The 12,016-nt window shown below is 63.9% G+C and carries 12 protein-coding genes; 2 read left to right on the top strand and 10 right to left on the bottom strand.

Going from position 1 to position 12,016, the window contains the following annotated elements; translation table 11 throughout:
* Positions 1-68 precede the first annotated feature (68 nt).
* Together PLO63_13025 and PLO63_13020 are read right to left on the bottom strand one after the other, a co-directional pair.
* A complete protein-coding gene (locus PLO63_13025; protein HOI75060.1) occupies positions 69-584 on the bottom strand; it encodes a cob(I)yrinic acid a,c-diamide adenosyltransferase in 516 nt (171 codons plus the stop codon).
* Entirely contained in the window at positions 581-1,297 is a 717-nt protein-coding gene (locus PLO63_13020) for an MTAP family purine nucleoside phosphorylase (protein HOI75059.1), read from the bottom strand. The genes PLO63_13025 and PLO63_13020 overlap by 4 nt, the downstream gene beginning before the upstream one ends.
* Positions 1,298-1,469: 172 nt before the next feature.
* On the opposite strand from PLO63_13020, the gene trxA reads away from it, so the two are divergent.
* Together trxA and PLO63_13010 are read left to right on the top strand one after the other, a co-directional pair.
* Positions 1,470-1,799 carry a thioredoxin gene (gene trxA, locus PLO63_13015; GenBank protein ID HOI75058.1) on the top strand — a complete coding sequence of 110 codons (330 nt, stop codon included), beginning with the start codon at positions 1,470-1,472 and terminating at the stop codon, positions 1,797-1,799.
* On the top strand, positions 1,799-2,611 hold the full coding sequence (locus PLO63_13010) for an outer membrane protein assembly factor BamD (GenBank protein ID HOI75057.1): 813 nt from the start codon (positions 1,799-1,801) through the stop codon (positions 2,609-2,611). Before trxA ends, PLO63_13010 begins: the two co-directional genes overlap by 1 nt.
* 143 nt (positions 2,612-2,754) lie before the next feature.
* Here PLO63_13010 and PLO63_13005 read toward each other — a convergent pair whose 3' ends face one another.
* From PLO63_13005 to PLO63_12970, 8 genes are all read right to left on the bottom strand, one after another.
* The gene (locus tag PLO63_13005) at positions 2,755-4,329 is read right to left on the bottom strand and encodes an AAA family ATPase (protein ID HOI75056.1); all 1,575 of its coding nucleotides are present in this window, start codon (positions 4,327-4,329) and stop codon (positions 2,755-2,757) included.
* Positions 4,330-4,513: 184 nt separating this feature from the next.
* Positions 4,514-7,138 carry a DNA mismatch repair protein MutS gene (gene mutS / locus PLO63_13000; GenBank protein ID HOI75055.1) on the bottom strand — a complete coding sequence of 875 codons (2,625 nt, stop codon included), beginning with the start codon at positions 7,136-7,138 and terminating at the stop codon, positions 4,514-4,516.
* Positions 7,129-7,560 carry a phage holin family protein gene (locus tag PLO63_12995; GenBank protein HOI75054.1) on the bottom strand — a complete coding sequence of 144 codons (432 nt, stop codon included), beginning with the start codon at positions 7,558-7,560 and terminating at the stop codon, positions 7,129-7,131. Before PLO63_12995 ends, mutS begins: the two co-directional genes overlap by 10 nt.
* 171 nt (positions 7,561-7,731) lie before the next feature.
* Positions 7,732-8,223, bottom strand: coding sequence for a rubrerythrin family protein (locus PLO63_12990; protein ID HOI75053.1), 492 nt, complete (start codon positions 8,221-8,223; stop codon positions 7,732-7,734).
* Positions 8,224-8,232: 9 nt separating this feature from the next.
* Positions 8,233-8,394, bottom strand: a complete 162-nt coding sequence (locus PLO63_12985; protein ID HOI75052.1) for a rubredoxin — start codon at positions 8,392-8,394, stop codon at positions 8,233-8,235.
* A 25-nt stretch (positions 8,395-8,419) separates the two neighbouring features.
* Complete coding sequence (locus PLO63_12980) at positions 8,420-9,637, bottom strand: flavodoxin domain-containing protein (protein ID HOI75051.1); 1,218 nt, start codon at positions 9,635-9,637, stop codon at positions 8,420-8,422.
* Between the two features lie 118 nt (positions 9,638-9,755).
* A complete protein-coding gene (locus PLO63_12975; protein ID HOI75050.1) occupies positions 9,756-10,484 on the bottom strand; it encodes a glycerophosphodiester phosphodiesterase family protein in 729 nt (242 codons plus the stop codon).
* Between the two features lie 99 nt (positions 10,485-10,583).
* Positions 10,584-11,588, bottom strand: coding sequence for a hypothetical protein (locus tag PLO63_12970; GenBank protein ID HOI75049.1), 1,005 nt, complete (start codon positions 11,586-11,588; stop codon positions 10,584-10,586).
* Positions 11,589-12,016 lie beyond the last annotated feature (428 nt).

The raw sequence follows: 12,016 nt of genomic DNA, 5'->3' as shown, positions 1-12,016 counted from the left end.
TTGGTTTCTCTTTCCAATGCAGTCTTGTACCACCGGCCGGCACCGGTCACCAGCCGACGGGGGCAGCCTTATCCGTTCTGCTCCTCGTAGCGAGCCAGCGTGAAAAGCATGTCCGCGAGCCGGTTCATGTATTCATGGACGGCATCGTTCTTCACGAGACCCTCCGCCTTGAGCAGGGCGGCCTTCCGCTCCGCTCGCCGGATGACCGTGCGGGCCACGTCGATCTGGGCGGAGACGACCGTTTTCCCCGGATAGATGAATTCCCTTCCCAGCGTCACATCCTTCTGGAGTTCGTCGATGAGGTCCTCCAGCCGTTTCGCATCCTGCGGGCCGATGCGGCGGGACAGCTTCGGCAGGTCTTCCGGAAGGGCCGACAACTCCGCCCCCAGAACGAGGAGGTCTTTTTGGACATCCAGCAGAATGTCCTTGATTTTCACGTTCCCCGTCATCGCCCGTGCAACCCCCATGACGGAGCTGGCCTCGTCGAGAACTCCGTACGTCTCCGGCCGGGGATCGTATTTGGGCACCCTCTGTCCTCCCAGGAGACTCGTCTCCCCACCGTCGCCCTTCTTCGAAAATTTCATGCGTTTCCCCTCCTTTTCTCCAGCAGCCTCTTGACGATTCGCACGACGGCCTCGGCGTTCTCCCGGGCGCATCGGCTGATTGCCTTCATGGTCAGGGGTTTTTCCCCGATCCCGTGGGCGAAATTGTCGACGGAACAGAGGGATGCGTAATCGAGGCCCAGCTCCTTCGCCACGGAAGCCTCCCCGCCCAGGGTCATCCCGACGATGTCGGCGAAGGCGGATGCCATGCGGACTTCCGCTTTCGTCTCCAGCCTCGGACCCGTTGAATGCCAGTACACGCCGCCACCGATCGCGGCCAGGCCGCACTCCGCCGCGGCCGACAGCAGCTCTTCCCGGAGATCCTCCGACAGCCCCGGGGTCACATGGACCGGCCGGTCGTGGAACACCGTCGGTGAGGCGGCCAGCATGATGTAATCGTCCGGTACGACCAGGGTCCCCGGCGGAAAGGCCGCTTTCAGCGATCCCGTGGAATTGGCCGATACGACCTGACGGACCCCCAGGTCCCGGAGGGCGGCCATGTTGGCCGCATGGTTGATCCGGTGGGGAAGGATGTAGGGCTCCCCGTCCAGGCCGTGGCGGGGGAGAAAGGCGATGTCTTCGGAGAGAAGGACCATGGCGGGTCCAAAGGGCGTTTCCACCATGTTCGGCTTCAACCTTCCCAGGACATGGCTTTTGAGGAGCATGGGGCCGGAGATGATTCCCAGGGGCGGCACGACGTTCCCTCCAGATGAAGAATGGCCAAGCAGGTTGATATTACCCCAGAAATGCCCTGTCCGGCAAGGAATCCTTTACGGATGCCCGATGCGCGCGCGGTGCGGCGGCAAAGGGATTGACAGCCTCTTTCTTTGTATGCCATAGGCACAGAAAAAACAGGGAGGATACGCCATGGCGGAAGGAAAACTTTTCGAAGCCGGCGACGATAACTTCGATCAGGAAATCCTGCATGCCGACAGGCCGGCCCTGGTTGATTTCTGGGCGCCCTGGTGCGGCCCCTGCAAGGCCCTCGGGCCGATTGTGGAGGAAGTCGCGGCGGCGTACGGGGACCGGATCCGGTTCGCCAAGGTCAACGTGGATGACAACCCCAGGATATCCGCCACTTACGGGATCCGCAGCATTCCCACGCTGCTCCTGTTCAAGGACGGGAAAGTATTGGATACCCTGATCGGGCTGGCGCCGAAGGACAAGGTGGAAACCTTCGTGAAGAAGGGGCTGTGATGCATAATGTGAGAAAACGACAGGCTGTCCTGCTGATCCTGATCGTCCTGATTTTCATGACGACGGGCTGCGGATGGGTGAAAGGCCTCTTTACAAAGAGGGACATGAGCCGCTCCACTCCGGACGCAATCTACGCCCGGGGGTACGAGGACTACCAGGAGGGCCGCTACAAGAAGGCCATAGAATCGTTCCAGCGGCTCAAGGAGGTCTACCCCCTGAGCCCCTTGGCCATTCTGGCCGAAATGGGCATCGCCGACGCCCACTTCAGCGACAAGTCCTATGCAGAGGCGGAGGTGGCCTACGCAGACTTCTACAACCTGCATCCCACCAACGAGAACATTCCCTACGTCCTGTACCAGATCGGAATGTGCCACTTCAACCAGATGCCGACCATCGACCGGGACCAGTCGGAGGCCTTGAGGGCGAGAAAGGACTTCGAACGGCTCATCGCCCGGTTCCCCAACAGCAAATTTGCATTCCTGGCGGAAAAGCGGCTTCGGGAAGCCAAACAGCAACTGGCGGAACACGAGTTTTACGTCGGCCAGTTTTATTACCGGACGAAGAAATACAAGGCCGCCCTGAGGCGGTTTGAGGGCATTGCCAAGGAGTATCCGGGCCTCGGGCTGGACTACAAGCTCAACTGGTACCTCGCCGAGACGAAAAAGCTCGCCGCGGCACAGGAGATCGAGGAGCAGAAGGAAAAGGAAAAGAAGCGGCTTAAGGAAGCAAAAGAGAGAGAAAAAGAGGAGAAAAAAGACAAGGCAAAGAACGGGGACCAGAACCGGAACAACAAGGAAAAGCAAAGCGGCTGAAACGGCTGCATGGGACAGGCCGCCGGCAGAAATGCAGAAAGGAGCCCGAGAGGCTCCTTTTTTTATGTCTTTTTCATGAGGGCCGGCCGGGCATGCCGCAGTCAAGCGGACGGACCACTCGCTTATCACGCCCGGATCCGGCTTCACTCCTCCGGGAAACGAAGGCGGCGCAGCGCGCGGTCGGCCGCCTCCGCCGGGGAGACATCCGTCTCCACGATGCCGTGGCACTCCTTCGGCAGTTCGGAGACGGCGTCGTAGTCCGCCTGCTGTTGCCGGAAAATCTCCCAGCGCCCGTCGGAGGGCTCGCCCGCCTCCAATTGCCGAGACTCAAGCCTTTGCCGCACCTTCTCTTCATCGCATCGGCACTCCAGAACGATAAAATCCGCTCCCAGGTTCCGGGCCGCCTCCAGCGCCCGCAGGCGCTCCTCCCGCTTCTTGTAGGAGCCGTCGATGACGGCCGACCGGCCCGACCGGATCGCCGCCGCAGCGCGGTCCAGGGCGGCCTCATACGTCCTGCGCGAGACCTCTTCCGAATAGAGGCCCGCGCCGAAAGCCTCGGGACGCTTTTCCTCCGGCTTGAGTCCCGCCAGCTCCTTGCGCAGGGCGTCCATCTGAATGACGACCGCGTCCAGGCGGGGAGCAACCTGCCTTGCCACAACGCTCTTGCCTGTCCCCATGAGCCCCGCCGTCAGGATCAGCATGGGGCGTTCCGGTCGAGCGGCGTACGTATAGGCCCAGTCGAAGTATTTCTCCGCCATCTCCCGGGCATCCCGGCGTCCCTCCTCGCCGATGGCCGGGTCGTCGAGGCGGAAGCTGACCACCTTCCCCCGGACAAAGGCGTAGTAGCATTTGTAGAAATTGAGAAGCCTCCGTACGTCACCATCTCCGGAATGGCGGATATAGGCCTGCACGAAGGCATCCGCCCACGGCGGGTAGCCGTTGTAGTCCAGGTCCATGGCGAGGAAGGCGGCCTCGGCCGCGGTGTCCTCGAAGCGGAAGCGCTCGTTGAATTCGATGCAGTCGAAGATGACGATCTCCCCCGCCAGGCAGATGTGCTCCAGGTGCAGGTCCCCGTGGCAGTCCCGGATCCGGTGCTCCGACACCCGGCGGAGCAGCAGGTCCCGGTTCCGATCCATGAAAAAGGCGACATAGTCCCGGATGAAGGTCCACTGGTGGACCGGGATGGTCACCCCCCGATACTTCGCCGTCTGTTCGAAATTCTCGTCGTGATTGTGCCGGATCGTGTCGATTCCCCCCACCTCGTCGATGCGCCCGCCCGTCTCGGCGGCGGCATGAAACGCGGCAACCTTTCGCGCCACGTCGTCCATGACGGAGATGTCCACGGCACCATTCCGGAGCAGCCCTTTGAGCATCCGGTCCTGGGGCAGCCGCCGCATCCGGACGGCGTATTCGACCACGGGCCCGTCCCCGGAAAGAGACAGGCCGCCGTCCAGACCCTCGTGGATCTCCGCCACGCCTAAGTAGGTGTCACCCGCCAGCCGCCGGTTCAGCCGGACCTCCTCGCCGCAGTAAAATTTTCTCTTCTCCGGTGTGGTGAAATCGAGAAATCCGAAGTCCACGGGCTTCTTCACCTTGAAGACCTCGCCGCCGGCGATGAAGACATAGGAGATGTGGGTCTGGACCAGCTCGACCGTCTCCGGCCGGTGGGGATAGAAGTCGGGGCGCAGCATGCATTCGACAAGTTTCGGGTGGGTCATGGCTTTACGCGTTCTCCTCACGATGATTTCTTCTTTTGTTAAGCCCGGGGGCATCCCGGCAAGCGCCGGGAAACCGGTCCCGGCGGAGCGATGGATTCCTTTTGCAGCATGGCGACGGACGGGCTCGCCGGCGGCCCGGTGCGGGGAAAGTCGGAGCCTTCACTTTTTCCGGTAATCCAGCCGCCTACTCCTTTTCCAGGCGCTCCTTCCACTCCTGGATGCGCTGCAGGGCCTCCAGCGGCGTCATGTTCAGGGGATCCGCCGCCCGGATTTCCTCCAGGAGGTCATCCCGGACACCCGCGAAAAGGCTGAGCTGGTTCGACTCCTTCCGGGGCGCCCGCTTTCCCCGGGCGAGGCGGGGCATCCCGCCCTCGTCGAACTCGCCGTTCTCGATGTTGTGCAGGATCTCCCGGGCACGCAGGATCACCTCCTCGGGCACACCGGCGATGCGGGCCACCTGGATGCCGTAGCTCCGGTTCGTCCCGCCCTCCATGATCTTCCGGAGGAAGATGATCCGGTCTCCCCACTCCCGGACGGCGATGTTGTAGTTCTTCACGCCCTCCTTCGCGGCGGCCATCTCCGTGAGCTGGTGGTAGTGCGTGGCGAAGAGGGTCCGGCACCGGAGGCTCGGCGCGTCGTGGAGATGCTCCGCCACGGCCCAGGCGATGGACAGGCCGTCAAAGGTGCTGGTCCCGCGGCCCACTTCGTCGAGGATGACGAGGCTCCGGGGCGTGCCGTGCCGGAGGATGCCGGCGACCTCGTTCATCTCCACCATGAAGGTGCTCTGACCCCGGGCCAGGTTGTCGGCGGCGCCGATGCGCGTGAAGATCCGGTCGGCCACCCCGATCCGGGCGGAGGCGGCGGGGACGAACCCCCCCATCTGGGCCAGGATCACGATCAGCGCCACCTGCCGGATGTAGGTGGACTTGCCGGCCATGTTGGGCCCCGTGATGATGAGGAAGCGGTTTTCACTCCCGTCCAGGCGGGTGTCGTTGGGGACGAAGGTCTCGGGAAAGACCGCCTTTTCGACCACTGGATGCCGGCCGTCCCGGATGTCGATGACGTCCCCGTCGTCCACCTCGGGGCGGCAGAAGTTGTCTCGCTGGGCCACCTCCGCCAGGGACGCCAGGGCATCCAGGTCGGCCAGGGCCGAGGCGGTGGCCTGGATCCGACGCACCTGCCGGGCCGCCTCGTCGCGCACCGCCGTGAAGAGTTCGTATTCCCGCTCCCTCCGGCGCTCCTCCGCGTGGAGAACGGAGTGCTCGTATTCCTTCAGCTCCTGGTTGATGTAGCGCTCCGCGTTCACCAGGGTCTGCTTGCGGACGTACTCCGGAGGCACCCGGTCGGCGTTGGCCTTCGTCACCTCGATGTAGTAGCCGAAAACGCTGTTGAAGCCCACCTTCAGCGTGGAGATGCCCGTCTTCCGCCGCTCCGTCTCCTCCAGCGAGGCGATGCCCCGCTTGCCGTCGCGACTCAGGGCGATGAGCCCGTCCAGGTCGGCATCGTACCCCTCCCGGATGATCCCACCCTCTCGGACGGTGAAGGGCGGATCGTCCACGATGGCCCTGCCGATGAGGTCGCGCAGGTCCTCCAGCCCGTCCGCCTCCGCCGCCAGGGACTCCGCCAGCGGCGCGGTCCATTCCGCGGCAGCGGCCCGGACGGCCGGCACCTGCTCCAGGGAGGAGCGGAGGGCCGCCAGGTCCCGGGCATTGGCCACGCCCATGGACACCCGGGCCGCCAGGCGCTCCAGGTCCTGCACCCCCGCCAGGGACTTGCGGAGGCGGTCCCGGAGGAGGTTCCGCTCCCGGATCGCATCGACCGCCTCCAGGCGCTCGCGGATCCGCAGGGGATTCACCAGGGGATAGGAGAGCCACCAGCGGAGGCGCCTTCCCCCCATGGGGGTGACCGTCTCGTCCAGGGCATGAAAGAGAGATCCCGCCTTCTTCTGCTCCCGGATCGTCATGAAGAGCTCCAGGTTCTCCCGGGCCGTCTCGTCCAGAACGAGGTATTCCGAGGCATCCTGGAACTGGATCTCCCGGAGATGCCCCAGGCGCTCCTTCTGGGTCTCCTCCACGTAGCGGAGCAGCGCCCCCGCCGCTCCCGCCGGGGCCGGCTCGACGGCGAGGCCCTCCCTGCCCGGAGACTCGCTTGGGAAATAGGAATCCAGGCGCTCCCGGGCGGCATCGCCATCAAAGTAGTCCGACGGAAGAAAATTCACGAGCAGCGGCCCTGACCGCTGCCGGAGAGCCTTGATCCACGGATCCGTCCGGTCCTCCTCCCCGGCAATCAGCTCCCGGAATCCCAGGCCCGCCGCCTCGGCCAGGAAGAACTCCCGGTCCCGGAACCGGGTGACCCGGAAGTCGCCGGTGGAGATGTCCAGGAAAGCCAGTCCGTACGTCCCCTCGCGGACACAGACGGAGGCGAGAAAGTTGTTTTCCTTGGCCCGGAGGTTGTCCGGCTCCAGGACCAGCCCCGGCGTCACGACGCGGACCACATCCCGCTTCACGACCCCCTTCGCCTGCCGGGGATCTTCCATCTGTTCGCAGACGGCGACCTTGAACCCGTTCTCGATGAGCCGGGCGATGTAACCGGACGCGGAGTGCCAGGGCACGCCGCAGAGGGGAACGGCGTCCTCCTTCCCCTTGTTGCGAGACGTCAGGGCGATGTCCAGGACGGGCGCCGCCGTGACGGCGTCGTCGAAGAACATCTCGTAGAAGTCGCCCATCCGGAAAAAGAGAATGCAGTCGGGATACTTCTCCTTGAGCGCCACATACTGGCGCATGGCGGGGGTCAGGTCCCCTACTCCCATCGGTCGCCTCCCCGGCGCGTGAGGTCGATGGTGCCGTTCCCGGAACGGCGGGTTCCCGGGCCGGAGCGGAATCCGGGACCGGGTCCTGAGAAGAAGGAGTTGAGGATCCAGCTGACGATGCTGATCAGGATCGCACCCAGAACGGCGGGCCAGAAACCCTGGACGTCGAACCCGGGAATCACCCCCGAGGCCATCTTCAAAAGCAGCGCGTTGATGACCAGGGTGAAAAGCCCCAGGGTCAGGATGTTCACCGGCAGCGTGACGATGATCAGAACCGGCTTGAGAATCGTGTTCAGGATCCCCAGGGCGGCGGCGGCGAAGAAGGCGGACCAGAAGCTTGCCACGTGGATGCCTTCCACGAAGTAGGCCGCCGCGAGGACGGCAACGGTGAGGATCAGCCAGCGAATGAACATTCCTGTCATGGCAAGGCCTTCCCGGTCCCGGCCGGGCCCGTAGAAAGAAAACCCCGCCTCGCCCGCAACGGAGACTGCGGGCAATACGAGCGGGTTGCGTGGGATGAGCCCAGGCGCCTTATCAACCGCGGCGGCGGGGCATGACGGGCGGCGGGACGGCCGGGCCTGTTCGGGCCGTCGTCACACCTGGGTAAAGTACTCCGGCTTGGCGGAACAGACGGGACATCTGTCCGGGAGGACGCCGTCGGAGACATAGCCGCAGATCGTACAGACGTGATAGGTCGTCTCCCGCTCTTCCATGAAGTGGCCCATGGCCTCCTTGTACAGCTTCGCGTGTACCTCCTCGACGTCCCGGCTCTGGCTGAAGTGCAGGGCGGCGCCGCGGTTTCCCTCTTCGTTGGCGATTTTGATGAAGTTGTCGTAGGCCACGCCAGCCACCTTCGTCTCCGACTCGAAACTCGCCGCCAGGTTCTCCTCGGTGCTCTTGATCTCCTTGAGGAGCCTGAGCGCCCGGGTTCCGTGAACCTCCTCCGACAGGGCGATGGCCCGGAACAGCCTGGCCATCTGGGGATAGCCCTCCTTTTCGGCCTTGTCGGCGTACACCTTCAGCCGCAGGACTGCCTTGGCCTCACCGGTATAGGCCTGGTGAAGGATCTCCATGATCTTGCTCATCGGGCCTCCCTATTCCTCCGGTACGAAAGAGTCCTTGCCGGAACCGCAGATGGGGCAGACCCAGTCTTCGGGCAGGTCTTCAAAGGCCGTTCCAGGCGCGATGCCGGCATCGGGGTCCCCCTTCGCCGGGTCGTACACATAGCCGCACACGTCGCAAACATATTTTTTCATGCTGTCCTCCACGGTTGCCTTGTTTTCATCCCCGGGAAACGATGTCCTTCACAGCCGCGGCCACCTGGCGCCCCTGCTCGCAGCAGCGGGCCAGCGTGTCCCGGTCCGGGACGTGCTTGGCCCGGATGGCCTCGCCGACGATCTTCACCTTCGTGTCTTCCAGGTACTCCTGGACCTGTTTCGCCGATTCGCCGCTCCAGCCATAGGAGCCGAAGGCGCACCCCAGCAGGTTGGCCGGCCGCAGTCCCTTCAGGTACGTCAGGACGTCGGCCATCTGGGGAAGCAGGTTGTTGTTCAGGGTGGGGGATCCGGCGCAGAGGGCCCCCGCCTCCAGGGTCTCGTAAACCACGTCGCTCCGGTGGACCTCGTCCATGTTCATGAGCTTCACCCGGAGCCCTCCTTCGGCCAGGCCCTCGGCCATGGCCCGGGACATCTTCTCGGTGCTCTTCCACATGGTGGCATAGACCACGACGGCCTTGTCCGTCGGCCTCTGGGCGGCCCAACGGCCGTAGCGGGCGAGGATTCCCGCGAGGTCCTTCCGCCAGATGGGTCCGTGGTCCGGGGCGATGGTCTCGATGGCCAGGCCCGAGGCGGCGACCCTCTCCAGGAGCTTCAGGACGAGCGGAGAATACGGCAGGAGGATGTTGGCATAGTACGTGGCCGCTTCGAACTCGAGGATGGCCGGGTCGATCTCGTCGTCGAACCGCTCCGACGTGGCCAGGTGCATGCCGAAGCCGTCCTGGGAAAAGAGCAGCCTGTCCTCCTGGAGATAGCTGAACATGCTGTCGGGCCAGTGAAGCATCCGCGTCTCCATGAAGTCCAGGGTCGCGTTGCCAAGGCTGAGGCGGCTGCCGTCCTTCAGCGGAACAATCTCCGCCGGACGGTGGAAAAGCTCCTGCAGGGTCTTCACCCCCATGGGGGATGCAAAGACCTTCTCCGGCCGGATCATCTCGATGATCTCCGGCAGGCAGCCCGAGTGGTCCATCTCCGAGTGGTTGGAGACGATGTAGCGGATTTCCTTCGGGTCCACGACGGAGGCGATGCGGGAGAGCATCTCCTCCCGGAACGGGGCCTTCACCGTGTCCATCAGGGTGATCTTGTCGGCCATCACCAGGTAGGCGTTGTAGGTGCTTCCCCGGCGGGTCGTGTAGCCGTGGAAATCCCGGATGTTCCAGTCGATCGCCCCGACCCACCAGACCCGGTCGGTGATCCGGACGGCCTTGTAGAAATCGGCATGATTCATGGGTGTACCTCGCATCGGAATGGGGATGGGAAATGCCGGGCATTGGATAGCATTACCCCGAGGGAGGTGTCAATCCCGACGGCGTCGGGTGAGCAGCTCTCCTGGTCGGCCCACTTCATCATTCCGTTTCCGGTTCCGGGAAGTCGGTGAAGACGCCGTCGACGCCCATGTCCATCAGGGATTGGAAGTCCTCCTCCCGGTTGACGGTGTAGACGAACACCTTCAGGCCCCGCCGGTGCGCCCCGTCCACGAAACGGGAACGGACCCGGTCCAGGCGGATATGGATGGAAAACGGGGCCAGTTCCGCCAGGAGCCGCTTCGACGGGAGAATGGGAGAGCGCGTCAGGAGTCCCCGTGGAATCCGGGGCGCCTCCTTCCTGGCAACGGCAAGCTCGCGACGCAGAAAGGAAGAAAAAAGGATGCTCCCGTGGTGCCATCCCCGGTCCCTTACATACCTCTCCACCAGGGCCGCCGCCGGGCCGGCCGTGCCGGGTCCCTTCAGTTCGACATTGACCGCGACCCGCCGGTCCACCAGGTCCAGGACCTCGCGGAGAAACGGAATGCGTTCCCCCTGCCCGGCATCGAGGGAGCGCAGGCAGGCAAGGGAGGAGGCCATGACCCGGCCCCGTCCGTTCGTGGTCCGCTCCAGGCGGGAATCGTGGATCACGACCAGTTCCCCCTCGACGGCATACACGTCGATCTCGATGCCTTCCGCCCCCAGGGCGATGGCCTCCCCGACCGCCCGCAGGGTGTTCTCCGGGGCCCGGCCGGAGGCTCCGCGATGGGCAAAACGGAAAAGGCCGCCTGATGGGGGGTGGGACTCGAACAGATTGGGAGTTTCCCGCACAGTCTGCTCCTCGATCAACGGGGATGCCTGCGATCCCGTTAAAATGTGAGGGGAGGACGCTTCCATTCGGAATGCGGAGCACAGGGGATCACCGGGAAGTCATGCCGTCGCGGCCCCCCGGACCAGCACCTTCAAGTCTGGAAAGACCGCGCGGTCCCCGTCCCAGGCATAGGGCAGGATCTCCAGTCCGAGTGCTTTCAGGGACTCCTCCAGGGCCGCCGGCAGGACGTCCGGAACAGCCAGGGCCAGGCGGGGTTTTTCCGCCATGGAAACGCGGTCCACCAGGAGTCCCGCCGCCCCTCCTAAGATCTCATCCTCCCGGATGCCCGCCAGGACCCTGAACAGGATGGTCATGCGACCCTGGCGGTCCACGGCGAAGCAATCCCGCCCGTCCCCGTTTCCTGCCCTGATTCCCAGCGATCGAAGGGCCTCCGCCAGGTCCCGGGCGGCCAGGCCCCGGTCGCAAACCCGGGCTAGGCTGTCAGGAACAGGCAGGGAGGCATCCCCGGTGAATTCCTCCCGAAAGGCCACCTCCGGAAAGGCAATGGCGAGCTGCTGGTCCCGCGAAGCGGCCAGGTCCTTCATTTTCTGCACCTTGCGGACAAACTGACCGAGTTGGCGAACAAAGCGGGGGGAGAAAAGGACGCCCACAACGGCCACCGTCGCCCGCTCGTCGCCGTCCTCCATCAGGGCCCAGACGCCGCGGTAGCGGCTCCCGAACAGGGTCTTGCCGATTCCCTTCCGGCTGCCCCCGAGACGTCCCCGGTGGACGACATAGACCGTTCCCTCCAGGTCCCGGGCCAATGCACCGCCGATCTTCCGGTCGATTCCGCGGATGGGGAAGTTGATCTCGCAAGTGATGGCGACGCGCCCTTCAGGCACCGGTTTGCCGATCCCCAGGACATTCCAGTGATTCCTCTCCTGGACCCGCCTGGAATAAAGCCAGAGGCCCAGTTCGTCCGACCAGTGCACGGAGGCCCGGAAACTGGCCCCGGGGTGTCCCACCCGGACAGGCAGCCGGGTATCCGCAACGGCCCGAAAGCTGCGGTTGAACTGCTGCTGGCAGCGCCGGATGGTGGCTTCGTCCTCGATGACCTTCAGCATGAATCCTTCCTCTCCGACCGGACCTCCGCTCCGACAGGCGGGGCTCCGGATCGAAACGGCGTTTCTCAAGGGTTGCTTTTTCTACCATGGGAAAGCGGTCACAGCAACGTTCATCACGGGAATACGGAAGAATTTCTTCATGAAAGGCATCGGGAGGAATGGATCGGGCTCAGCAAAAGAATAACTATGATATTATCGATTGACACATATCGTAACATTGTTTATTTAAAAACCACGTTTCGAAACGATGTTATTTCACTGGAGGTAATCAAGATGACTTGGACAAGCCTTACACAGACCTGGCATTACGTTGAGAAGTGGGCCTCAAGGAAACCGGAGGCCGAGGCCCTGGTCTTCGAAGACGAGCGCCTCACCTGGAGTGATTTCAAGGCGCGCATGGACGGCATCGCCAAGGCCTTCCTCGCGGC

It is taken from the genome of Syntrophales bacterium, from assembly GCA_035363115.1.
Lineage (GTDB): Bacteria > Desulfobacterota > Syntrophia > Syntrophales > PHBD01 > PHBD01.
The sequence above is the reverse complement of the archived record's forward strand: the minus strand, read 5'-3'. Positions and strand labels throughout refer to the sequence as shown.